This window comes from Oceanococcus sp. HetDA_MAG_MS8 (assembly GCA_019192445.1).
Lineage (GTDB): Bacteria > Pseudomonadota > Gammaproteobacteria > Nevskiales > Oceanococcaceae > MS8.
Window position 1 is genome coordinate 310,744 of sequence record JAHCMK010000003.1, and the last position, 23,000, is coordinate 333,743.

Here is a 23,000-nt window from a genome sequence, read left to right on the forward strand (position 1 = left end):
GTAGGCCTGCCTTACTGCTTTTTCTCGCTGGGCTTGAACATTTCCAGCATGCGCTCGGTGACCACGTAGCCCCCGGCTGCATTACCAGCACCTAAGAGCACGCCAAAAAAGCCGATGGCTTGCTCTAGCGGGGTTGCGGCGTTAATCAGCGCCCAGGTGGCGCCGACCACCACAATGCCGTGCACGAAGTTGGAGCCCGACATAAGAGGGGTGTGCAAAATGGCAGGTACGCGGCCAATGATTTCGTAGCCTGTGAAGGCTGCGAGCATGAAGATATACAGAGCGACAAATCCGGTAAGCATCCTGTCCTCCTTTATTGGCTCAAGGCCTGTTTGGTGGGTTCGTGACGAATCTCGCCAGCGTGAGTCATGCACGCACCAGCAACAATGTCATCGTCAAAGTCCAGGGTCAGCTCGCCTTCCTTAACGATTAATTCCAGGAAGTTAAGCAGGTTTTTGGCGTATAGCTCGCTGGCATGTTCGGCCAGGCGGCTGGGCACATTGAGCGGTGCTTCGATGAGCACGCCGTGCACATCCACGGTTTCGCCAGGCTTGGACAGGGGCGTGTTGCCACCGCCATCGCCAGCAAGGTCGATGATGACGGCGCCCGGCTTCATACCTTGAATTTGCTCTTCGCTCACGATCTTCGGCGAAGGACGGCCGGGAATAGCCGCGGTGGTGATGACGATATCGGCGGATTGGATGTGCTTGGTCAGCACTTCCTGCGCCTGGGCCTTCTCTTCGTCGGTGAGCTCACGGGCGTAGCCACCTTCACCTTCGGCCTTCACGCCAGTGTCAACGAACTTGGCTCCGAGCGACTCGACCTGCTCTTTCACGGCTGAGCGTACGTCGTAGCCTTCGACAATCGCGCCTAGGCGACGGGCGGTAGCGATAGCTTGTAGCCCTGCAACCCCAGCCCCCATCACCAGGACCTTAGCCGGGCGGATGGAGCCTACAGCGAAGGTGGTCATCGGCAGCAGTCGTGATAATTTTGTAGCGCCGAGTAGAGCGCCGTAGTAACCGGCAAGCGCGGCCTGGCTAGACAGTGCATCCATGGCCTGGGCCCGAGTCGTGCGCGGCACCAACTCCATGGCAAAGCAGGTGATCTTTCGTTCCACCAGCGCCTTGACGATCTCAGGGTTGCGGTTGGCATAAATAAACGAAAACAGCACGCTGCCCTCGGGCAGGGCCTGGACCTCTTCAGGACTGGAAATCGCAACTCGCAGAATGATTTGCGCCCCATCAAAGGTGGCGGCTGCATCCTTAGCGAACTCCACGTCCTTGTAGAGATCATCGGCAATACGGCTGGCTTGGCCTGCGCCCTCTTGGACTGTCAGGCTGGTTCCTAACTTGCCCAGCTTGGGCAAAACGGCCGGTACCATGGCCACACGCTTCTCGTGCGCGCCAGTTTCGGCGGGCACTGCAATTTTCACAGTCATGGATTACTCCCCTTATCAGGTCTGCTAACAGCCGTGCTAGGCTGCGCTTTTACCTGCGTGACTATCTCAATTCATGAGTTCGGCATTGCCCGAGGCCACACCGGAACGGAGTCGAGTCTACCTGATCGACGCTTCTGTCTACGTGTTCCGTGCCTATTTTTCATTGCCACAGACTATGGTTAACGCAGCAGAGCAGCCGATTAATGCGGTTTATGGCTTCGCTGGCTTCCTTGCGGACCTCAGGCGGCAGCTGGGTCCCGATGCTCCGATAGCGGTTGCTTTTGATGAAAGTCTCAGCACCAGCTTTCGTAATCAGATATATCCAGAATACAAAGCGAATCGGCCTCCTGCCCCAGAAGACCTCCAACGGCAGTTCGCTTGGTGTCAGGAGCTCTGCGAGGTTTTGCGGCTGCCTTGGGCGGCGCATAGCGAGTTCGAGGCGGACGATATCATCGGGAGTTGGGCGACCCATGCACGGGCGGCCGGGCACCCGGTGGCGGTGATCAGTCGCGACAAGGATCTTACCCAGCTGGTGCAAAGTGACGACTTATGGTGGGATTTTGCGAGTCAGCTGCAGCTGGATCCGGCCGGAGTCGAGGCCAAGATGGGTGTGCGACCCGATCAGGTGGCCGATTTGCTGGCTTTGACGGGAGACTCTGTCGATAACATCCCGGGGGTTAAGGGCGTCGGGCCAAAAGCCGCCGTTGCGCTATTGCAGCATTTCGGAAGCCTGGAATCGGTTTATGCCAACTTGGCAGAGGTGTCGTCTCTGCCGCTTCGCGGTGCCAAGAGCTTGCAGCGTAAGTTAGATGAGGGGCGCGACATGGCTGACATGTCGCGACGGCTCACAGTCATTCCTGACCGTTGCCCTGGCGTGCCCGACCCCGATTGGCAGGCGCGCTTCACGGTGCCAATGGATGAGGTGCACAGCGTTTGCGAACAATTGGGCTTGGGGCTACGCGCGCGTGAGCGGCTAGGGGCCTTTGCCGAACTGCTGCTGTGATTGGCGCGCCGCCCACCCGAGGCGGCGCTACCGCGGAGATGTTCAGCGCTGTTTAGAAAGTGCAGGCGTTTTCAAATTCTGCTCTTGAGAAGGGAACCGTAGCGCCGTTCAGGGTGACGCTCACGCCGCCGTCACTCGCAAACTCCAGTGTGGCTTCCGCGCCTTCCGCATTACGAACCAGCAGCTCGCCGCCGACCAGCCCGGCTTGGCTGTCTCGGGTAAGTGCATTGATGGTTCGCAGCTCGACCAAGCCTCGGTTGCAGACAATATTGTCGCCAGAGTAGTCAGCGCCGGCCTCGCCATTGACCGTAATCTCGTCAATGCTTGCCGATTGCGGCGCTCGGCGCTGCTCCAGCTCACGCGTCACTAAAAGGCCCTCTTCACTGCCATCCGCACTGGTCACCCGAGCTTCCAGGCTTTGTTCTAGCGTCACGGCACTGCTACCGAATCGAATCGTGAAGCGTCCGCTGATCCGAACTTGCTCTTGGTTGAGCTCACGCACTTCGATGGGGCGACCGCCCTGGCCAAAGTTAATGACGGTGTTGCGGCAGCTGGCCTGATCATCGCTGCGAAACTCACCTTCGCTACAGATCAGCTCTAAGCGGCCATCGAAGAAGGTGCCCTCTTCGTCCACACAGCGCTCAAAGTTGAAGCGCAGGTAATCCGTTGATCCGGCAGGCCCGCCAGAGTCACTAAAGTCGAAGCTGCCACCACCATCGCATGGCGCATCTTCAATGCTGAGCTTTGTTGAGCCGCTCAGTTGTTTGCGAACCTGTGGTGATTCAATGGTCGTGAATGCCAATGCCGCTGCATCAAAATCGCTAGCGGCATTCAGAAAGGCAGCGGCCTGCAGGGCTTGCTCGGCGCTGTCCAATTTGGCGCTGGCTGTGGCGTTACCAGCTGATGTGGCTTGATCGGATGTTGATCCGCAGCCGGGCAGTGCAGCTGCCACGCTGAGTAGGGTCAGAACCGAGGAGATGAGGCGCATATTTGCTCCTTATATATGTGAAGCCGTGGTGCATACTGCCAGCGGGAGCATGGCGACAAAATGACAATGCCATATCTACGCAAATTCAGCGTTTTTGAAGAACCTGGCAAGGTGTTTGCTAGTGCGCATATGCAATCGGCGTTTTTCTCGACGACGAGCTTGGCATCACATCTGTGGTGCACCGTGTTTGGGCGCGAGAAAGGTGCATAGGTCCGCATTTGCGGGAACAAACAAAGGGCTGGAGAACGCCCGAGCGAGGGCCTTTTTTGCCGCGCTGCACATGGACAACCCATGGTAAGCGTGGTAGAAATCCGCGCCTTGCTTTACAACGGGGGCCCGCATGTCATCCGAGATGCGGGTCTTTTTATTCAATGAACCTCACGACGAAACGAGCCATCATGCCTAGAGAGCTGATCGCTGGCGTTGTTCTAGCAGTAGGTGGAGCCATTGCTCTGCCAGCCGCTGCGGATACGCTGGACTCCACGATTTCCGTACAAAAACGCATTGACGCCGACGCCCGGCGCTCGCAAGTGGCTATCAACCAGTTGGACGATGAAACCGATCGTTTGCTGACCGAATACCGCGTAGCCACCCGCGAAGCTGAAAGTCTGCGTCGATATAACCGCCAACTGGAGAAGCAGATCAACTCCCAGCTGAAGGAGATGGCCTCCATCGAAAATCAGCTGGCGCAGATCAATGATGTCTCCCGGGAAGTGGTCCCGATGATGTTGCGCATGATTGACACGCTAGAGTCCTTCGTGGAGCTGGATCTGCCCTTCCTGCAAGAAGAGCGCAGCACCCGCGTCGAGGCTCTGCACGAGATCATGGATCGTGCCGATGTCTCTACCTCCGAGAAGTACCGCCGCATCATTGAGGCCTACCAGGTTGAGATGGAATACGGCCGGACGATCGAGGCGTACCAGGCAGAGCTCACCATTGATGGTGCCAAGCGCTCGATGGACTTTCTCCGCGTTGGCCGCGTGGCTTTGATGTTCCAGTCCTTGGACGCAGGTCTGACCGGGTATTACGACCCGGCTAGCAAGGACTTCGTAATTGATAATGATTACAAGACTGCTGTACGCGATGGTCTGCGGATTGCCCGCAAGCAAACCGCGCCCGACTTGTTGCTGGTGCCAGCTGCTGCACCGGCCGACCTCTAAGCCAAGACTGGAGAACACAATGTTGAAACAGATTGTTTTGGCTGCGGCCCTGGTCTTTCCGGTTGCTGCCATTGCTCAAACCTCTCAGCCCGACCCGCTGCTACAGCTGCTCGAGCAAACCAAGAACGCGCGTGCGGCAGAGAAAGCTGAGAATGCTCAGCGCGAGCGTCGCTTCCGTGAGCGTCGTGATCAGCAAGCCGCCATGCTCAAAGAAGCCAAGGCTGAGCTGGCCACCCAGGAGCGCCGCTCCGAAGAGTTGCTGGATGAATTCGAGGCTAACGACAAAAAGCTGGCTGAGCTCGAAGCCTCACTGACGCTGGCCGTGGGTCAGCTGGGCGAAATGTTTGGTGTGGTTCGCCAGGTTGCTGGTGACATGCGCGGGATCGCCCAGGGCTCCTACGTGTCGTCCCAGCCCGGTATCGAGCGGGATGCCTTCCTGGAAGAACTGGGCCGTAGTAAAGAGCTGCCTTCCATCGAAAAACTGGAGCGCTTGTGGTTCGAGCTGCAACGCGAGATGACCGAAACAGGTCGCGTCGTTGCCTTTGAAACCGAGGTCGTCAATGCCGACGGTACCAAAGAGCCTCGTGACGTTGTTCGCGTTGGCGCCTTCACCGCTGTGTCTGACGGCAAATACTTGGTGTGGGAAGCCGACACCCAGCAGCTCGTGGAGTTGGAGCGTCAGCCCCCTGGCCGCTTTGGTTCAATGGCAGCTGATTTAGAAGATACCGACACTGGGGTAAGCCGCATTGCGCTTGACCCCACGCGTGGGGCCTTGCTGTCCGTGTTGGTGCGCGCACCAAGCTTGGGCGAGCGCATCCAGCAAGGTGGTCTGGTTGGCTACGTGATCCTCAGCATTGGTCTGGTTGGTTTGCTCATGGCTTTGGAGAGGGCAGTGTCGCTGACGCTGACCGGCTCGGCCATGTCCAAGCAGCGCAACGAAGCTGCGCGTGACGACAACCCATTGGGTCGTGTCTTGATGGCCTTCGAAAAGGATAAGAGTGCGGATCTTGAAACCGTCGAGTCGCGCTTGGACGAGGCAATCATCAAGGAAACGCCAGACCTCGAGAAGCGCCTGCCTGCCTTGAAGATCTTTGCTGCTGTCGCGCCTCTGCTGGGTCTGCTCGGAACTGTGACTGGGATGATTCAAACCTTCCAGTCCATCACTCTGTTCGGTACGGGTGATCCTAAGTTGATGGCGGGTGGTATTTCGCAAGCCTTGATCACCACCGTGCTTGGCTTGGTCGTCTCTATTCCTTTGGTGATGCTGCATCAATGGCTAGCCGGTCGTAGTCGCTCGTTGGTTCAGATCTTGGAAGAGGAATCAGCAGGCCTGGTGGCCGAGCGGACGGGTTCCGCCAAGGCTTAAGACGTGGAAGTCTTTATCGCAATCCGAGACTTCCTGGAAACGGGTGGCTCGGTCCTCTGGCTGATTCTCGCTGTCGCAGTACTGCTGTGGGCGCTCATTATTGAGCGCCTCATGTACTACCGCCGGGAGTACCCCAAGCTGGCGCAACAGGTTGTTGAGACCTGGCGCAAGCGGGGTGACTACCACAGTTGGGGTGCAAAGCGGCGACGCGAGGCATTGGTCAGCGAAGTGAATAGAACGCTGAAACAGTCCACTGGATTGATCAAGACCATTATTGCGCTGTGCCCGATGATGGGCCTGCTCGGTACTGTTACCGGCATGGTGCAAGTTTTTGACGTGATGGCTGTACTTGGCACCGGCAACGCTCGCGCGATGGCTGCGGGCGTGTCCAAAGCAACATTGCCCACGATGGCGGGCATGGTGGTCGCCTTGTCTGGTCTGTACTTCAGCTCCCATTTTGAACAGGTTGTGCGACGCGAAACCGAGTATCTCAACGATGAGCTCGGCGTCCATGACGACTCTACAGGTAACTAACTCATGCGACGCAGAAAACACGGCGCAACCGAGGAAGCCGAAATTGACATGACCCCGATGCTCGACATCGTGTTCATCATGTTGATCTTCTTTATCGTCACCACCAGCTTCGTCAAAGAGGCGGGTATTGATGTCAGTCGGCCGAATGCGAATACCGCAGAGAAGCAGGAGCGCGGCAACATCATGATTGCCATTCGCCCCAACGGCGACATCTGGATGGACAAGCGTAAGGTGGAATTGCGCGCCGTCCGTGCCAACACCGAGCGGCTACACGCAGAAAACCCGGAAGGGTCGGTGGTCATCATCGCTGACAAGGAATCGCAGACCGGCGTGTTAGTGCAGGTCATGGATCAGGTTCGGCTGGCAGGTGTGTACAACGTCTCCATTGCCGCCAGCAACAAGCAATAGCGGGCGGAGAACGTGATGAGACTCGTAGCCGCATTGGGCGGCGCTACCGTCGTAGCGCTGTTCTTGTTCTGGCTGATGCAGTACCTGGTGCTGGGTCAGGGCAAAGACGTGGACAAGAGCCCGGGGCTTGGTGGGGTGGACTTTGTCCGCTTAAAGCGGGATGACTCAGTAGAAACGCGTAAGCGTGAACTGCCGAAGAAGCCGCCGCCGCCGAAGAAGCCGCCGCCGCCACCGAAAATGAAGGTGGCGGAGACCACCAAGCCGCAGCCACAGCCGCAAGCTTTCGACGTGCCCAACGTGGATATGCCGGTGAGTGCGGGCAGCGGGCCCTTTTTGGGAAGCTACCAAAAAGGCTCGGACTTCCAGGGTGATGGTGAGCTGATCCCCTTGGTACGGATTGCACCGCAGTACCCGCGCAACGCTGCCCGGGACCGTATTCAAGGGTGGGTGAAACTGGAGTTCACCATTAATGAAGACGGCACGGTGTCCGACCCCAAAGTGGTTGACGCCAACCCACGGCGGGTCTTCGACTCAGCAGCGCGCCGCGCTATCCTGAAATGGAAGTTCAAGCCGCGTGTGGTGGACGGTAAAGCAGTGGCGCACCGTGCTACCCAGACCATTGAATTTAAACTCGCTCAAGACTAACGGAGGTCTGCAATGTTGATGTTACGTTTGCTTGCAGTGGCCTTGATCTGCTGGACGGGTTTAGTTCAGGCCCAAACTCTTTCTGAGTCGACCTATCGGCGGTTGACCCGGATTCATGAGCTGATCGGAGAAGAAGACTATCCAGAGGCGCTAAGCAAGCTGGATAGCCTACTGCCGTCGACCAAGTACAGTCCTTACGAAACCGCCATGGTGTACCAGACCTATGGCTTCGTATGGGCACAAAAGGGTGATTACCGCCAGGCGGCGGATTACTTCAAAAAAGCGATCAATCTGGAGGCTCTACCAGAGGCCCAGCTAGAGAGCATGAAGTACAGCCTGGGGCAGTTCCAGATTGCGGTCGAGGAATATCGTGAAGGCGTGATTACGCTGGAAGATTACATCGCCAACGCTAAAAACCCGGTACCCCCTGAGGCGCGAGTTCTACTGGCAACGGCTTATGCTCAGCTCAAGCGATATCGAAAGGCTTTGGTTCCGTTGACTCAGGCCATCCGCGAGTCTAAGGATCCTAAAGAGCAGTGGTATCAGCTCAAGCTGGCATTGCATTACGAGCAGGACGATTACAAGCGTTGTGCTGGAACCCTGCGCGATATGATCGGCTTGTTTCCGCTCAAAGAGAAGTACTGGAAGCAGCTCTCTGGCATGTTGCTGGAAATTAAGGAAGACGAGGAAGCTCTGGCGGTACTCGGCTTGGCCGAACGGCGTGGCTACTTGGATGAATCCAAAGAGCTGATCAATCTGGGGAATCTGTATCTGTATCTGGATATTCCCTACAAGGCCGCCAACATCGTCGATGATGGGCTGCGGAGTGGCGCGATCGAAGCCAGTGAGAAGCATTACGAGCTTCTTTCCAACGCCTGGGTGGGCGCCCGTGAAACCGCTAAGGCCATTGATGCGCTGGCGAAAGCGGTGCAGCTCACCGATGACGGGGAGCTCGCCCTGCGATTGGCATACCTGTATGTCGAGAAGGAAGACTGGGATAAGGTTCTCCCGACTTTGGCGAAGGCTCGTGATTTAGGCGTCGACAAGCCTGGGGAAGCCGCTATGCTCCAGGGTATTGCTGCCGCAGAGCTTGGCCGCTTTGATGAAGCCATCGAGGCCTTTCGCGCGGCTTCCAAATATGACAGCACGCGTGAGGATGCGCGGGCTTGGGCCAATCACGCATTAAGCCTGAAGGCTGAGCAAAGCCTGGATGAAGGCTGAGCTGTAGGCGTGAGCTCTGGGCAGGGACAGCGAATGAGCGGCGGTATGGGCCAAGCCTGTACCGCCGCTGCCGCTCAAGCTCGATGCCCCCGAACACCTGCATAACCCGGCTCTCTCGCAGCGAAGCTGTGAGGGCCTTTTGCTGTGCGCATGGCGGGCTAGGTGCTCGGCGACTCCATTGAGAACGCGGAGAGCAGGGACCCATGTTGGTGACGATGAAACAGCTGGAGAATGAATCATGAAAGCCCTAGGCGCTTTGATCTTGGCCTGTGTACCTTTGCTGGCACAGGCCGACGCTGTCAGCCGTGCTGCTCATCAGGCCTTTTCCGCCACGCTTGCGGATATCTCTGAGCCAAGCGCTGGGCTGTCTCCACGCATTAATCGGCTCATTGGCTGGCGTGAGGTGGGTGCTCAAAGTGCCTCGGCGCAGCAGCGGCTCGAGCGTCTGATGAACGCTTATTGGGATTGGTCTCAGACGACCAGCCCCGAAAGCGCGACATTTACGGGATACCCCGGCCAAAATGGCCGTTGGACCGACATGTCGGAGCAAGAACTCGAGCTCCAACATAAGGCGGAACGTGATTTACTAGCGGCCCTCCAGAGTATCCCTAGTCGTGAGTTAGACGAGGACGGACAGCTCAATCACGCTTTGTTGGTATTCCTGGCGGCGAAGGCGGTGGATGCACAAAGCTACCCCAGTCACCTGATGCCAGTGAATCAGATGTTCGGGGTGCAGAGCTGGGTAGCCTCCGTGCTGAACGCGCAGCCATTATTTACCCCGGCAGATCGCGAAGCCTACTTACAACGCCTAGAGGGCGTGCCGGTGCTCATGGCTCAAGTTCGGAGTCTTTTGGAGCGTGGCTTGGAACAGGGTATTACGCCACCCCAGATCACGCTCAAGCCCGTACCCGAGCAATTTTTAAAGCTAGTTCCCGAGCAAGCGGATGACTCGCCGCTGTTAGGCCCCTTGCAGAAGCTCCCGGCGAATATGTCTGAGCAGGACCGGGAGGACTTTGCTGCCAAAGCGCGCTCGATTTATGCGGAGCAGGTTCGCCCCGCGGTCTTGGCTGTGTACGTTTATGTTCGCGACACCTACCTGCCAAACGCCGTGAAGGCCACCGGGTTAGGGCAGCTACCTAAGGGCCAGGACTGGTATGCCCATGCGGCTCGGGGCTATACCACGACGGACCTCACTCCGAAGCAAATTCATCAGATCGGTTTGGATGAGGTCGAACGCATTCGCAGTGAGATGCATGCTGTGATGAAGGAGATCGGTTTTGCTGGCTCCATTCAAGCTTTCGCGACCAAGGTGAAGCAGGATCCACGCTGGTATTTCGACTCTGAAGAGGATTACGTTCAGGCGTACCGTGCCCTTGGCAAACGCGTAGACCCGCTCATCCCCAAGCTTTTCCGTACATTTGCCTCCTTGCCTTATGGCATTGAACCGGTCCCGGCTTTCCGCGCCAAAGGCGCGTCGACGGCGTATTACATCCCCGGCAATGCCGAATTTGGCCGCGCTGGCATTTTCTATATCAACACGCTGCGCATGGGCTCATCGCCTAAGTTTGAGATGGAAGCCTTGCTGCTGCACGAGGCTGTGCCAGGCCATCATTTCCAAATTGCGCTCGCCCAGGAAATTGAAGACGTTCCGGAGTTTCGTAAACACGCGCGCTTCACGGCGTACACCGAGGGCTGGGGACTCTACGCAGAAAGTTTAGGACCAGAGCTTGGTTTGTATACCGATCCCTATTACAAATATGGCGCGCTGACCTACGAAATGTGGCGTGCCATTCGCTTGGTGGTCGACACCGGCATGCATGCACTGGGTTGGAGCCGGGAAAAGGCTATCGAGTTTTTCGTGGTGAATACCGGTCGAGATCGCAGCCGCATTGAGGCAGAGGTTGACCGCTATCTGGTCCTCCCCGGACAGGCACTGGCCTACAAGATGGGGCAGCTGAAGATTCGGGAATTGCGCAGCACGGCCGAGGAGGCGCTTGGCCAAAACTTCGACGTCCGCGTCTTTCACGATGAGGTATTGCATGCTGGGGCCTTACCCTTGTCTGTCTTGGAGGCCCGCATCACAAGTTGGATTGAAGCTCAGCAAGAATCCTTGGAGGAGAAAGCGCGATGACACAGTGGCTGCCGGCCATTGGCTTTTTATTGGCATCACTCATGGGCTCAGCGCAAGCGCTTGAGTTGGCGCAGGAGCAGGTGTTGCACAAAGGCAATGGTGCAGAACCTCAAACTTTGGATCCGCATAAGGCCGAAGGCGTCCCCTCTTCGAACATCTTGCGGGACATCTACGAGGGCCTCACCTCGAAGGCGCCTACCGGGGAGATTATCCCCGGTGCTGCGGAATCCTGGGAAATCAGCGAGGCCGGACGGGTGTATACCTTCACTCTGCGTGATGACGCGCGCTGGTCCAACGGCGACCCCGTGTTGGCTAGCGACTTTGTCTTCGGGCTACGGCGCAGCGTTGATCCGGCCACATTGTCCAAATATTCCCAAATATTGTCCTCCATCCAGAATGCGGAAGCCGTCATCGTTGGCGACAAACCACCCGAAGCCCTCGGTGTAAAGGCTTTGGATGACCGCGTTTTGCAAGTGACCTTAAAAGCTCCAACACCCTACTTTTTGGGGCTGCTGACGCACTCGTCCACCTACCCAGTGCACGCCGCCTCCGTACGTGAGCATGGTGATCGCTTCTCCAGACCTGGGAACTTGGTCAGCAATGGCGCCTTTGTGCTCGATGATTGGGTGGTGCAGTCGCACATTCAGCTCAAGAAAAATCCTTACTACTGGGGCGCCGAGGATGTGGTGTTAGACGAGGTGTACTACCACGCTACGGAGGACCAGTCCTCTGAGCTCAAGCGGTTTCGTGCCGGCGAATTGCATTGGACCAACGAAGTGCCACTGGCCCAGGTTCGTTGGATCCGCGAGAACATGTCGGAGCAGTTTCACATCAGCACCTATTTGGGCGTGTACTACTACGGCTTTAACGTCACCCAGCCGCCCTTTAAGGACAACCCAGACTTGCGCCGTGCGCTGACGATGGCTATTGATCGGGAAATTCTGACCGAGAAGGTCACCCGTCTGGGCGAACAGCCTGCCTACTCCTGGGTTCCTCCCGGCGTGAATAATTACCAAGCTCAGGTGCCGGAATGGGCGAGTTGGACCCAAGAAGAACGCTTGGCCGAGGCGCGACGTTTGTATGCCAAAGCAGGCTACGGAGACAAGAACCCGCTGCGCATTGAGCTGCGCTATAACACCAGCGAAAACCACAAGAAAGTTGCCGTGGCCATGGCCGCCATGCTCAAGCAAGCCCTGGGCGTTCGGGTCAACCTCATCAATGAGGAATGGAAGGTGTTTTTGCAAACCCGTAAGCAAAAACGCATCACACAGCTATTCCGTGCTGGCTGGATTGGTGACTACGACGACGCTTATACCTTTGCCGAGCTTTTACACACCAAACATGGCATCAACGATTCCGGCTACAGCAACCCCGAATACGATGCCCTGCTAGAGCAGGCCTCCATCGAGGCTGACGAGCATCGCCGGCGTGAGCTTTTGCAAGATGCTGAGCGACTGCTCTTGGAAGACTTGCCAATCCTGCCCATTTACTTTTATGTGTCCAAGCGCATGATCAGCCCGCTGGTGGACGGTTATGCGCCCAACATCATGGACCATCATTACTCCAAGAATTTCCGTTTACTGGCTACGCCCCAGTAGCGCTTAGGAACCTGATCCATGTTGCGTTATGCCTTCAAGCGCCTGCTGGGAGCGATCCCCACACTGCTGGTGCTGATTACCCTGGCTTTCTTCATGATTCGCATTGCCCCAGGGGGGCCATTCGATAGTGAGAAGTCTTTGCCGCCGGAAATTGAAGCCAACCTGAATGCGGCCTACCACCTGGATGAACCCCTGGTGCAGCAGTATCTGCGCTACCTGGGCAACATCCTCCAAGGGGACTTCGGGCCCAGTTTTCAATACCGTGAGTATTCGGTGAATGAGCTCATCGCTCAGGGTTTTCCAGTGAGCCTGACCATCGGTGGTTTGGCCGTGCTTCTGGCACTAATTGTCGGTGGCACTCTGGGTATTGTGGCGGCCTTGCGTCAAAACCAGCCCACGGACTACACCGTGATGACGGTAGCCATGACGGGAATTTCCATTCCCAACTTTGTGGTGGCGCCGTTATTGATCTTGTTCTTCGCCGTGGGCTTGGGCTGGCTGCCGGCCGGTGGCTGGGATGGTGGTGGAGGCGCCAAACTGGTGTTGCCCGTGGTGTCTTTGGCCTTACCGCAAATCGCCTACATCGCAAGGCTGATGCGCTCATCCATGATTGAAACCCTGCGCCAAAACTACATTCGCACGGCGCGCGCTAAGGGCATTTCTGAGTTCAAAATCATCATGCGGCATGCGCTGAAGCCCGCATTTTTGCCCGTTCTGTCCTACCTGGGGCCCGCCACTGCGGCGGTCATTACCGGCTCGGTGGTGATTGAGAAAATCTTCGGTATCCCTGGTCTTGGCCGCTTCTTTGTGCAGGGAGCGCTGAACCGGGATTACACCTTGGTGATGGGTGTAGTGGTGTTCTACGGAATTCTGATCATCGTGTTCAATTTCATTGTCGATCTGCTCTACGGCGCGCTCGACCCGAAGGTGCGCTATGACTAATACGCGTAACGCAGAGACTCTGGCAGCTGCGGCAGAAGCGGGCAGCGTTGACAGCGCAGCGGTGCAGCAGGATGTTCAGGGCCGCAGCTTATGGTTTGATGCCTGGCGCCGGCTCAAAGCGAACAAGGCAGCGCTGACGGCGACGGCCATTCTGGGGCTGATCACCTTCCTGGTGCTTTTCGGGCCGTGGCTGTCCCAGTTCAACTTTGATTTTACCGATTGGGACCATGTGTCCGAGGGTCCTAGCTGGAGCACGGGTCACTATTTCGGCACCGACGCTGTCGGGCGCGATCTTTTTGTGCGCACTCTGGAAGGCGGGCGCATCAGTCTGCTAATTGGCGTGGTGGCTACCATCGTAAGCCTGGTGATCGGTATCTCCTGGGGCGCCATTGCTGGCTATGTCGGTGGTCGGGTGGACAACGTGATGATGCGTATCGTGGACATCCTCTACGCCATGCCCTTCATGTTCTTCGTGATTCTGCTGATGGTGTTCTTTGGCCGAAATATTCTGCTGATTTTTATCGCCATCGGCGCTATCAATTGGCTGGATATGGCGCGCATTGTGCGCGGGCAAACCATCAGCCTGAAGCGGCGTGAATTCATCGAAGCCGCGGTGGCTTGTGGGGTGAGCAGCCGCCGCATCATCTTCCGCCACATCGTCCCCAACCTGTTGGGCGTGGTGGTGGTTTACGTCACCTTGACCATTCCCCAGGTGATTCTGGTGGAGTCCTTCCTATCCTTCCTGGGCCTGGGCGTACAAGAGCCCTTCACCAGCTGGGGGGCCTTGGTCAACGAGGGTGCTCAGGAAATGCAATCGGCGGTGTGGATGCTGATCTTCCCGGCAATTTTCCTGGCGCTGACGCTGTTCTGTTTCAATTTTATCGGGGATGGGCTGCGTGACGCGCTCGATCCCAAGGATCGTTAAGGTGGCCACGCAAAGTTTGTTGGAGGTCCATAACCTCCGCGTACGCTTTCAAACGGATGACGGCGAAGTTGAAGCCGTTAACGGTGTGAACTTCTCGCTGGGTGCCGGGGAAACCCTGGGTATCGTGGGCGAGTCGGGGTCGGGCAAGAGCCAGACGGTGTTGTCGATCATGGGCTTGCTGGCCGCTAACGGCAAAGCCAGCGGCAAGGTGGTCTTCAACGGCCGCGACCTGCTCACCATGAATACCAATGAGCTCAACGCGGTTCGTGGCTCCAATATCGGCATGGTCTTCCAAGACCCAATGACGTCCTTGAACCCATATCTGCGTATCTCTACCCAGCTCACCGAAAGCCTGATGGCGCATCGGGGCATGACCAAGCAAGAAGCGCTGGCCCGTGCCATCGAGGTTTTGGACGCGGTGAAGATTCCCGATGCCAAGAATCGTGTGCACTACTATCCGCACGAGTTCTCCGGGGGCATGCGCCAACGCGTTGTGATTGCCATGGCATTGCTCTGCAAACCGCAACTTATAGTTGCCGATGAGCCGACCACAGCCTTGGATGTGACCGTCCAGGCGCAGATCCTCAATCTGCTCAAAGATCTGCAGCAGGATTTCGGGGTCGCGATCATTTTGATCACGCATGATCTAGGTGTTGTGGCCGGACTCTGTGATCGTGTGATGGTGATGTACGGTGGGCAGGTCATGGAGTACGCCACCTTGGATCAGGTGTTCAACGAGGCTCAGCACCCGTACACGCGCGGCCTCCTCAAAAGCGTGCCGCGCTTGGATGGTGCTGATCATGGCCGTTTGTTGACCATCCCAGGGAACCCCCCTGATCTCACGAGCTTGCCTGTGGGCTGCCCCTTCAGCCCGCGCTGTGTGGATGTACAAGAGCGTTGCCGTAGTGAGCGTCCCGTACTCACCTACCACCAAGAAGAACGCGCGCGTGCTTGTCATGTGCCGGTAGGAGATCTGACATGACGGCGCCTTTGCTGAAGCTAGACGATGTCCGCGTGCACTTCCCCATTCGCCGTGGCCTGTTTCAAACCGATGTGGTCAAAGCCGTGGACGGCGTCAGCTTCGAGCTAGAAGCTGGCAAAACATTGGGCGTGGTGGGGGAATCTGGCTGTGGTAAGTCGACCTTGGCGCGTGCCATCTTAGGCATTCACCCGCCAACATCTGGCGAAATCTGGCTCAATGGTCAGCCGCTCTCAGGGCTGAGTGCGCGGCAGATGCGCCCATTGCGGAAGACCATGCAGGTGGTCTTTCAAGACCCACTCGCCAGCCTGAACCCGCGGATGACTGTGGGCGAGGCCATTGCTGAGCCGCTGCGGGTGTTTTTCCCGGAAATGGATGCCCAGAGTCGGCGCACAAAAGTGCGCGAGTCTATGGAATTGGTCGGCTTGCTGCCCAATCAGGTCAACCGTTACCCGCATGAGTTTTCAGGCGGTCAATGTCAGCGCATTGGTATTGCACGCGCCCTGGTCGTTGACCCCAAATTGCTGATCTGCGACGAGCCGGTGAGTGCGCTGGATGTCTCCATTCAGGCCCAGATCGTGAACCTGCTGATGGATCTGCAAAAGGAGATGGGCCTGAGTTTGCTGTTCATCGCGCATGACCTGGCCGTCGTTCGCCATATCTCAGATGAGGTTTTGGTGATGTATTTGGGCAAGGCTATGGAGCATGCTTCGCGGGATGATCTGTACCAAGCTCCCCAGCATCCGTATACGCGGGCTCTCATTGACGCCGTTCCGGTGCCCGACCCGGACACCGAGCGCAACAAAGACATCACTTTGCTCAGCGGTGAGTTGCCCTCACCGTTGTCACCACCATCCGGCTGCGTGTTCCGAACGCGTTGCCCCATGGTTCAGGCCAGCTGCAGCGCAACGGTGCCCGAGCTCAAGCCTGCAGCTGCTGGGCCGGGGAAGGTGGCCTGCCAGTTCGCTTGAGGATCGGCATAATACGCGCACAAACATTTGGGATAGGACGCTTCATGAGCCGGAAATTGGCGAGCGCTGGATTGATGCTGAGCTTGGTCGCGGGTACTGCCGCTGCCAGCAGCGAAATCAACCTCGGAATTAGCTCCGAGTATGTTTTCCGCGGTGTGCCGCAAAGTGACGGCGCCCAGGTTTGGGCCTCCCTGGACTACAGCTTCGATAGCATCGGCGCTTATGTTGGAGGTTGGGTATCCAATGCGGGCTTTACCGGCTGGGTGGCCGAAAGCGGCAATGCCGGCAATGAAGAAGTGGACCTTTACGCCGGCTATGCCATGCGTTTGGCTGACACACTCAGCCTGGATATCGGTGGAATTGGCTATTTTGACCCGAGTGCGGGTGAAGCCGATGACGGCGTGAACCGTAGCGAAGCCTACCTGGGCCTGAACTGGGGCCGGCTGAACACCTACGCGTATTACGGCTTCGGCACCACTTTGGCGGATGAAGACGAATATGCCTACGTGGAGGCCAACTATGAGTTTGATCTGCTGGCTGATGCGTACTTACGCGTGAATGCGGGTTACTTCCTAGGAACCGGCGATTACTACGAGCAGTTCGCAGATGACGACTATGCGCACTACGGCCTGAGCTTCATCAAGGACTACGGTATGGCGGGTCAGGTAGCCATGGCCATCACCGGTACGACCATCGGCGTCAGCCACGGACTGACGGCACTTAACCCAGTGCTGGAGAGCGAGCGTCCGCAGTTCACTGTGGGCTGGAGCCGCAGCTTCGGCGCTGCCTTTTAAAGATCTATGATGCGAAGGGAGCCTGCGGGCTCCCTTTTTTTGCGTACGCTAAGCCCCGTGCGCCTTGAGGACGACAATATGACCGCATTGGCCCAAACTCTGCGTCTGCCCTGTGGGGTGGAACTACCCAACCGGCTGCTGAAATCGGCCATGACCGAGGGGCTGGCAACGCCCTTGGGCATTGCCACGGAGCGGCATAACACCTTGTACCGACGTTGGAGTGCTGGCGGTGTAGGCACGCTGATTACCGGCAACGTGATGGTGGATTACCGCTACCTGGAGCGGCCGGGCAATATCGTTTTCGACGGCAACGGTGGCGAAGCCGAACTGGCGCGCTTGGCCGAGGCCGGTACCGAGCACGGGAATCAGCTTTGGATGCAGATCAGTCATCCCGGTCGCCAATGTACGCGCTTATCCAATACCCACCCGCTGGCTCCGTCTCCGGTGCAGCTCAAGCTGGGCGGGCTGTTTGGCCAGCCACAGGCGATGACCGAAGACGATATTCGTACGGCCATCGCGGGCTATGCTCGCGTTGCCGCTGGTGCCAAACGCGCGGGCTTTACCGGCGTACAGGTGCATGGTGCACATGGTTATCTGTTGAGCCAATTTCTCTCCCCGCGCACCAACCAGCGCGATGATCAATGGGGCGGCGCCTTGGAAAACCGTGCCCGCATGCTTCTAGAGGCCGTACGTGCCGTACGCGCTGCCGTGGGCCCGGACTACCCGGTGAGTGTGAAACTGAACTCTGCGGATTTCTCGAAGAATGGCTTTACCCTGGAAGAGTGCTGCCAGGTGGCGCAGTGGCTACAAGCCGAAGGCTTGGATCTGCTGGAAATATCCGGCGGTACCTATGAGGACTTCGCGCCCCTGGATGGCAGTACCCGTAAGTCGGAAAGCACCCTAGCGCGCGAGGCCTACTTTATTCAGTACGCCGCACAGATTCGCGATGCTGTCAGTTTGCCTATCTGCATCACCGGCGGGTTTCGATCGCGCAGCGTGATGGACCAAGCCCTGGCAGACAATGCCCTGGATGTGGTTGGCATTGCGCGTCCACTTTGCGTGGAGCCGGATGCCGGTCATAAATTGCTGGCAGATGCGGACTACCGGCTTCCACAGCCTGAAGAAAATTTGCGCCTGGGCCCTGGTTTCTGGGGGCCCTACTCTTCCAATAGCCTGATCAAAGCCCTCAATGTTCAGGCCAGTGTGGCTTGGTTCTACCGCAACATCATTGCGATTGCAGAGGGCCGAGATGTTCCTGAAGAGATCAGCGCGCTCACCGCCTACATGCGCCACTTCCGAGACGAATGGAAGCTCTCCCGCGCCCGCATGCGTCAGCTTAAGCAAGCCGGCCGCGACCTGCGCCAACGCACCGAGGCGGTGGCCGGCTGAAGTCCCACCGTGTCGGCTGACCTCAATTTGCGGCAGCAGAGCAGGCTTAAGCAGAAGCAGCTGGGCCGCAGATTCTCGCAGATTGTTTTTCCACAGATGGTCACTGATGGCCACAGATGGGAATGAGGCTTTAGGGCGAGGGCTGGATATGCGGTCGGTTTGGTCCAGCCTTGGTCCGACGGGTTATTGGCTGTTGCTCTTTGCATCGACGTGAATCTGCGGCAACAAAGCAGGCTCAAGCGAAGGCCATTGGGCCGCAGATTGGCGCAGATTATTGGTTCCGGTCTACTTGAAGACGGATATCGTCGGCCAACACGTGCCTACCCTGCAGGAGGAGCTTGGGTATGGCGACGTGGAGTGGACGGAGCTAGCGGCTGGCTTGGGAAGATGAGCTAGTGGCGACTGCGTGCTCTGCCGTCAGGGTCCATGTCAAGCAAGCTCTCGTCACTCATCTGCGACAATCGGTAATTGCAGCCCTCACGATTCTTAGTGTGAACGACGCTCACGCAGCTCACGGATCAGAACGCGCTCGGCGCGACCTACACTGGCTCTTGGCGCATTCGCCCATTGTAAGTGGGGCGTCCCAAGCAAACCTCGGGTGGCTGGCAACAGCGCACCTGAAGGAGTTGCGCTCGGACTTAGAGGGTGTCATCGACACCCTATCTGATCAGGCCTTGGAAGCCGCACTACAGGAGCGACGCTCGGGGCGTTACTTTGAGGCCTTGGTGGTTGCGCTACTTCGCGGCTCGCAGCGGTTCGAAGTGTTAGCCCATGATCTTCAAGTCCGTGAAGATAAGCGTACTGTGGGGGCTTTCGATGTGGTTCTTCGGGATCTGCAGCAAGACGTGCATATTCATCTTGAGCTCGCCTTTAAGCAGTATCTGCATCGCAAGGGCGATCCCACATTGATGCACAACTGGGTGGGGCCTCGGGGGCGTGACCGCCTGGATCTGAAATACAGCCACATGCAGGAGCGCCAGTTACAACTTGGCGCTACGCCGGCAGGACAGAGCTGCTTGCGCTCCTTAGGAGTTCAGCATTACCAACGTTGGGCCTTGATGGCTGGGCGTCTTTTTCTACCTTGGGAGAGTTTTCGGCATGGTCCCCGGCCGGATTTGCCGGCACACTGCGAGCCGAACGTTGAGTGGGGGTGGTGGATGGGAGCTGCCCAGCGGCAAACCTTGGAGAATCTTGAGCATAAACCTCGCCTCCTGTCTCCAAGGTGGGCTTTGGCGCCATTGCAGCCGGAGGACTGCGGCGCTTTACCTGCCTACGACGGGCAGCTGGTAGATGCCCAGCTGGGGCGTGGTGTCCCCGTATTGGTTGCCGTCATCGATGACTCTTCTGAGCTTAGCCGGGGGTGGATTGTTCCAGAGGTTTGAGTGGCGACAGCCTAGTGATGGACCGCGTTGGTCCATGCCAGGTAATCGTCTATGCTGAAGTGAGGAAACAACAATGGGGTAGGGGATATGGTGTGCCGGAAGATCACTCAAAAGCTCTTCAGTGCAAGTTTTTTTTCTGGGAGTGGGGTCGCATGGGTGCTCATTGGTGGCGTACTTGCTGGCTGTGCCCATGAGCCATTAATTCGATCTCCCGTTGCCGAGAACTCCCGTGTCGGGATGGTTTTCCATGGCTTTCCTGATCAGATGACGCATGTTTATGTCGGCACCACGATATTTAACAACGCGACTAATGACTATCCATTACTTAAACCAATGCAGCCCTTCGTAGAGCAAAGGTTGGAGCGTGAGCTGAGGCGAGCGGGCATGGTTCCTGTTGCCTTAGACCTATCGCTGCAGCAACGTGAGGCTTTGGAGAACTCCTTTGTTCCCAGGCAGTGGGACGGGAATTTGGTTGCATCACCCGATGCTGAACAGATCATCACGGAGATTACCAAGACTTATGATCTCGACTTGATCATCCGGGTTTGGTCCAGAGAGGGCGCTGTGATGCTAAGCGATGTGAGCCATCCCTCGGGTCACTACGGCCCTTTTACCTTCTCCTTCCTCGGTTCTAATCGGCACATGGCCTACTCTAATATCTGTATGCACGCCTACTTGGCGAGCCCTGCACGGACCAACAGTCGCGGGTGCCAACTCGCAAACCCCAAAATCGAACACTTGGTTCCGCCGGCTGACCCTAAGAACCCAGATCGATTCTATAGACAGGGAATCGAGGCCTATATTCGGAACTGGACAGCCGAACTCATTAAAGCGGGCGTGCAAGACGCCATGGGCGAAGCGATTCCTAAGCAAGAGCTGATTTACTTTAGGCCCTAGACCACAACACCTGCACCTGCACCTGCACCTGCATGGTGGAGAGAGATTCGATGTGTCGCGGGCTCAATAAGTCAGGACACGGCATAGATAGTCGCCGCGTAGTATCAGTATGGCGTCACCGGTCGCGAGTACGGCTTTAGTCGCGCCATCTGGGCAGTTGTGGCGTAGCCGCTGAGTCTCCTTCAGCGTCGCCAAAGAGTGCCAAATCAGGCTGTTGCCTTGGCTGACAATAATGTGTTCGTCCAACACGGTATTGGGGCCGGGGACGATATTGCCGACAGCCGACAGATCCGTCGTATCAAGCGCTTGGCCTGCGCTGGTGAACACTAGGTTTTGCATGTCACTAAGGGTCAGAGTGGGGCTCGGGCCTTCTTCGCTGCTTATGCTCGTTTCCAGAACGCGACGCTGCGTCGCAACCGGGGTGAGGTCTACGCCGTCGAACTCATACACCACCGCTGGGTCAGATAATTGCGCAGCGTAAGCGCCGGGAGATCCAAATTCGCTTGGTGCAAAGATCAATGCACTCTGCAAAGACTCCCCGTCGAGTGCACGTTTGACTGGTGCAAAGAACGGATACCCATCTGGCTGGGGTTCGTATTCCACGCTGGCAAGGTAGGCCGAGCGACCAGCATCGGGTTTGGCGCTGATAAGGAGTTGGATCGGGCTCGCGGCTGAAACATCCCAACCCTGCTCTGCGTCCCACACCGAGCCCAATTCTAGTGTGACCAGGGAGCCATCTCTGAGCGATATTGAACTGAGGCCTCCTCGACGGGCGACGTGTAGGCGCTCCCATCCCAGGTGCATGCCGCGGGGCTCAGGACCCACGGCTATGTGTTCTGCTATGGCGAAACTCGCGGGGTCAATGCGTACTACGTCGCCAAGATTGGGCAAGCTCACGTAGACGTTCGAGAAGTCCCACCCAGCTTCCAAGGCATGACCTTCGCCAGGCAGCTCCAGGACCTCGGCACGAACATCGAAAGGCGGGAGGATGTAATTCGATTCCAGCATAGGGAACAGTGGCACTAAGGAGGAACCAATTAATACCTCGGTCCACATTAAGGGCAGTCTGTCGTCGTCAAAGAGTCCGTCGCCGTCATACTCGCCCCGGAACTCTAAATCTGCGTCCACGGGACGAGCCCTTAACTGTCCTTGAGTCCCCGCGCCGCCAGTCAAAGTTAAGCCACCGCTGCTAGGTGGCTCAGCAAAAGACCCCGAAAATGGCGTGTCCGTGGATAGCTCGACGAAGGCATCAAGCTGCGGAAAGTCAAACCGCCCAGAGTAAGCAAAGGTGTTGCCATAGTCTGGATAACTGAGCGACTTCTCCGCAGAAAACTCGCTCACCAGTACCGTCAGCGGTGCGCCACCGGCATCCATGGATACACGCGCCGGAGTCTCCGTGCTGTGCACCGAAATGGTGGCCCTACCAAGATGCTCTGTATGCCGAAACAGCCAGGTCCCAGACACCGGAAGAGTGTCACTGATGGAAAGGCTTCGAAGAGTCATGAAAAATTCCATGCTCGTTTGGCTCTGGCTGGCATCTAGAGTCCCGCTGCGCATCATCATGCTTACAGAGCCAGACACTTGGGCGCCCAGAGCCTGCATGGAGCATCTGTCGTACTCCAGCTTGATCTGATCACCCGGATTCACACTTCCATCGCTATCTCGATCCAGCCATTCAATGCTGTACTCCTGGGAGTCTTGAGCGTTATCTTCACACCTCAGAGAGGTGAACGATGTGGTCTGCTCCACCAATTGCGCCAGTGCCAAATTGGTGACCTGGCCGATTTGTAAAAGCGATTCGCCTAGAGCCGCCGCAAAGATCGTGACATCAACAGCTGGGAACGTGTCCGGGTTGTCGGCGGCGCCCAGTCTCATTCCTTCGCCTCCGAATGAGAGATACCAGGGATAGACCAGTTCTGGCAGGTCTTCTGGGGTACTCGCAGCTTGCTCGCCCCCTCCACACGCATTGAGTGTGCACAGCGTTACTGCCGTCAGGACTGCAGTTTTGAGCGACCCCCCGATTCCTGGAGAGGATTGAAGGGGGGCGCTGTAGACGCGCTTTGACACCGGGGAAAGAAAAGCGCAGTACATGTAGCAACACCAATGACACGAAGTAGAGTCACTAGGTATAGGGGGATGCGCGTCAAAAAACTGTCAGATGTCAATTCTTGGTGAGTTCAATGGTCTTGGGCCTCACACTGCTTTTGGCAGAGCATCATCAGGGGCCTG

21 protein-coding genes are annotated in these 23,000 nt (G+C 57.3%); 17 read left to right on the top strand and 4 right to left on the bottom strand.

Annotated features, from left to right (window positions below; all coding sequences use genetic code 11):
* Positions 1-11: 11 nt before the first annotated feature.
* Both KI787_07260 and KI787_07265 read right to left on the bottom strand, forming a co-directional pair.
* Positions 12-302, bottom strand: coding sequence for an NAD(P) transhydrogenase subunit alpha (locus KI787_07260; protein MBV6629746.1), 291 nt, complete (start codon positions 300-302; stop codon positions 12-14).
* An 11-nt stretch (positions 303-313) separates the two neighbouring features.
* Positions 314-1,438, bottom strand: a complete 1,125-nt coding sequence (locus tag KI787_07265; GenBank protein MBV6629747.1) for an NAD(P) transhydrogenase subunit alpha — start codon at positions 1,436-1,438, stop codon at positions 314-316.
* A 73-nt stretch (positions 1,439-1,511) separates the two neighbouring features.
* Between KI787_07265 and KI787_07270 the strand changes: the two genes are divergently transcribed.
* The gene (locus KI787_07270; protein ID MBV6629748.1) at positions 1,512-2,441 is read left to right on the top strand and encodes a flap endonuclease; all 930 of its coding nucleotides are present in this window, start codon (positions 1,512-1,514) and stop codon (positions 2,439-2,441) included.
* Between the two features lie 52 nt (positions 2,442-2,493).
* Here KI787_07270 and KI787_07275 read toward each other — a convergent pair whose 3' ends face one another.
* The gene (locus KI787_07275) at positions 2,494-3,429 is read right to left on the bottom strand and encodes a hypothetical protein (protein MBV6629749.1); all 936 of its coding nucleotides are present in this window, start codon (positions 3,427-3,429) and stop codon (positions 2,494-2,496) included.
* 398 nt (positions 3,430-3,827) lie between these two features.
* On the opposite strand from KI787_07275, the gene KI787_07280 reads away from it, so the two are divergent.
* From KI787_07280 to KI787_07355, 16 genes are all read left to right on the top strand, one after another.
* Positions 3,828-4,589, top strand: coding sequence for a DUF3450 domain-containing protein (locus KI787_07280; GenBank protein MBV6629750.1), 762 nt, complete (start codon positions 3,828-3,830; stop codon positions 4,587-4,589).
* Positions 4,590-4,608: 19 nt separating this feature from the next.
* On the top strand, positions 4,609-5,955 hold the full coding sequence (locus KI787_07285; protein MBV6629751.1) for a MotA/TolQ/ExbB proton channel family protein: 1,347 nt from the start codon (positions 4,609-4,611) through the stop codon (positions 5,953-5,955).
* A 111-nt stretch (positions 5,956-6,066) separates the two neighbouring features.
* Positions 6,067-6,489 carry a MotA/TolQ/ExbB proton channel family protein gene (locus tag KI787_07290; protein ID MBV6629752.1) on the top strand — a complete coding sequence of 141 codons (423 nt, stop codon included), beginning with the start codon at positions 6,067-6,069 and terminating at the stop codon, positions 6,487-6,489.
* A 3-nt stretch (positions 6,490-6,492) separates the two neighbouring features.
* On the top strand, positions 6,493-6,897 hold the full coding sequence (locus tag KI787_07295; GenBank protein MBV6629753.1) for a biopolymer transporter ExbD: 405 nt from the start codon (positions 6,493-6,495) through the stop codon (positions 6,895-6,897).
* A gap of 15 nt (positions 6,898-6,912) precedes the next feature.
* Entirely contained in the window at positions 6,913-7,542 is a 630-nt protein-coding gene (locus KI787_07300) for an energy transducer TonB (GenBank protein MBV6629754.1), read from the top strand.
* A gap of 12 nt (positions 7,543-7,554) precedes the next feature.
* Positions 7,555-8,763, top strand: a complete 1,209-nt coding sequence (locus KI787_07305; protein MBV6629755.1) for a tetratricopeptide repeat protein — start codon at positions 7,555-7,557, stop codon at positions 8,761-8,763.
* A 238-nt stretch (positions 8,764-9,001) separates the two neighbouring features.
* Entirely contained in the window at positions 9,002-10,894 is a 1,893-nt protein-coding gene (locus tag KI787_07310; protein ID MBV6629756.1) for a DUF885 domain-containing protein, read from the top strand.
* Positions 10,891-12,492: a peptide ABC transporter substrate-binding protein gene (locus KI787_07315; protein ID MBV6629757.1), complete on the top strand. Its 1,602-nt coding sequence runs from the start codon at positions 10,891-10,893 to the stop codon at positions 12,490-12,492. Before KI787_07310 ends, KI787_07315 begins: the two co-directional genes overlap by 4 nt.
* A gap of 18 nt (positions 12,493-12,510) precedes the next feature.
* Positions 12,511-13,434 carry an oligopeptide ABC transporter permease OppB gene (oppB, locus tag KI787_07320; protein ID MBV6629758.1) on the top strand — a complete coding sequence of 308 codons (924 nt, stop codon included), beginning with the start codon at positions 12,511-12,513 and terminating at the stop codon, positions 13,432-13,434.
* Positions 13,427-14,359, top strand: coding sequence for an oligopeptide ABC transporter permease OppC (gene oppC, locus KI787_07325; GenBank protein ID MBV6629759.1), 933 nt, complete (start codon positions 13,427-13,429; stop codon positions 14,357-14,359). Before oppB ends, oppC begins: the two co-directional genes overlap by 8 nt.
* Positions 14,322-15,341: an ATP-binding cassette domain-containing protein gene (locus KI787_07330; protein MBV6629760.1), complete on the top strand. Its 1,020-nt coding sequence runs from the start codon at positions 14,322-14,324 to the stop codon at positions 15,339-15,341. The genes oppC and KI787_07330 overlap by 38 nt, the downstream gene beginning before the upstream one ends.
* Entirely contained in the window at positions 15,338-16,309 is a 972-nt protein-coding gene (locus KI787_07335) for a dipeptide ABC transporter ATP-binding protein (protein ID MBV6629761.1), read from the top strand. The genes KI787_07330 and KI787_07335 overlap by 4 nt, the downstream gene beginning before the upstream one ends.
* Positions 16,310-16,353: 44 nt before the next feature.
* A complete protein-coding gene (locus KI787_07340; protein ID MBV6629762.1) occupies positions 16,354-17,103 on the top strand; it encodes a TorF family putative porin in 750 nt (249 codons plus the stop codon).
* 78 nt (positions 17,104-17,181) lie between these two features.
* A complete protein-coding gene (locus tag KI787_07345; GenBank protein MBV6629763.1) occupies positions 17,182-18,492 on the top strand; it encodes an NADH:flavin oxidoreductase/NADH oxidase family protein in 1,311 nt (436 codons plus the stop codon).
* 491 nt (positions 18,493-18,983) lie between these two features.
* Positions 18,984-19,874, top strand: a complete 891-nt coding sequence (locus KI787_07350; GenBank protein MBV6629764.1) for a DUF1853 family protein — start codon at positions 18,984-18,986, stop codon at positions 19,872-19,874.
* 264 nt (positions 19,875-20,138) lie between these two features.
* Positions 20,139-20,771, top strand: a complete 633-nt coding sequence (locus KI787_07355) for a hypothetical protein (protein ID MBV6629765.1) — start codon at positions 20,139-20,141, stop codon at positions 20,769-20,771.
* A gap of 63 nt (positions 20,772-20,834) precedes the next feature.
* Here the strand turns inward: KI787_07355 and KI787_07360 are convergent, their stop codons facing one another.
* Positions 20,835-22,646, bottom strand: a complete 1,812-nt coding sequence (locus KI787_07360; protein MBV6629766.1) for a hypothetical protein — start codon at positions 22,644-22,646, stop codon at positions 20,835-20,837.
* Positions 22,647-23,000 lie beyond the last annotated feature (354 nt).

Excerpts from the sequence above, each read along its gene's own strand:
- KI787_07260 (MBV6629746.1), bottom strand. The coding sequence starts at position 302 with ATGCTTACCGGATTTGTCGCTCTGTATATCTTCATGCTCGCAGCCTTC.
- KI787_07265 (MBV6629747.1), bottom strand. The coding sequence starts at position 1,438 with ATGACTGTGAAAATTGCAGTGCCCGCCGAAACTGGCGCGCACGAGAAG.
- KI787_07270 (MBV6629748.1), top strand. The coding sequence starts at position 1,512 with ATGAGTTCGGCATTGCCCGAGGCCACACCGGAACGGAGTCGAGTCTAC.
- KI787_07275 (MBV6629749.1), bottom strand. The coding sequence starts at position 3,429 with ATGCGCCTCATCTCCTCGGTTCTGACCCTACTCAGCGTGGCAGCTGCA.
- KI787_07280 (MBV6629750.1), top strand. The coding sequence starts at position 3,828 with ATGCCTAGAGAGCTGATCGCTGGCGTTGTTCTAGCAGTAGGTGGAGCC.
- KI787_07285 (MBV6629751.1), top strand. The coding sequence starts at position 4,609 with ATGTTGAAACAGATTGTTTTGGCTGCGGCCCTGGTCTTTCCGGTTGCT.
- KI787_07290 (MBV6629752.1), top strand. The coding sequence starts at position 6,067 with ATGTACTACCGCCGGGAGTACCCCAAGCTGGCGCAACAGGTTGTTGAG.
- KI787_07295 (MBV6629753.1), top strand. The coding sequence starts at position 6,493 with ATGCGACGCAGAAAACACGGCGCAACCGAGGAAGCCGAAATTGACATG.
- KI787_07300 (MBV6629754.1), top strand. The coding sequence starts at position 6,913 with ATGAGACTCGTAGCCGCATTGGGCGGCGCTACCGTCGTAGCGCTGTTC.
- KI787_07305 (MBV6629755.1), top strand. The coding sequence starts at position 7,555 with ATGTTGATGTTACGTTTGCTTGCAGTGGCCTTGATCTGCTGGACGGGT.
- KI787_07310 (MBV6629756.1), top strand. The coding sequence starts at position 9,002 with ATGAAAGCCCTAGGCGCTTTGATCTTGGCCTGTGTACCTTTGCTGGCA.
- KI787_07315 (MBV6629757.1), top strand. The coding sequence starts at position 10,891 with ATGACACAGTGGCTGCCGGCCATTGGCTTTTTATTGGCATCACTCATG.
- oppB (MBV6629758.1), top strand. The coding sequence starts at position 12,511 with ATGTTGCGTTATGCCTTCAAGCGCCTGCTGGGAGCGATCCCCACACTG.
- oppC (MBV6629759.1), top strand. The coding sequence starts at position 13,427 with ATGACTAATACGCGTAACGCAGAGACTCTGGCAGCTGCGGCAGAAGCG.
- KI787_07330 (MBV6629760.1), top strand. The coding sequence starts at position 14,322 with ATGGGCTGCGTGACGCGCTCGATCCCAAGGATCGTTAAGGTGGCCACG.
- KI787_07335 (MBV6629761.1), top strand. The coding sequence starts at position 15,338 with ATGACGGCGCCTTTGCTGAAGCTAGACGATGTCCGCGTGCACTTCCCC.
- KI787_07340 (MBV6629762.1), top strand. The coding sequence starts at position 16,354 with ATGAGCCGGAAATTGGCGAGCGCTGGATTGATGCTGAGCTTGGTCGCG.
- KI787_07345 (MBV6629763.1), top strand. The coding sequence starts at position 17,182 with ATGACCGCATTGGCCCAAACTCTGCGTCTGCCCTGTGGGGTGGAACTA.
- KI787_07355 (MBV6629765.1), top strand. The coding sequence starts at position 20,139 with ATGACGCATGTTTATGTCGGCACCACGATATTTAACAACGCGACTAAT.
- KI787_07360 (MBV6629766.1), bottom strand. The coding sequence starts at position 22,646 with ATGAGACTGGGCGCCGCCGACAACCCGGACACGTTCCCAGCTGTTGAT.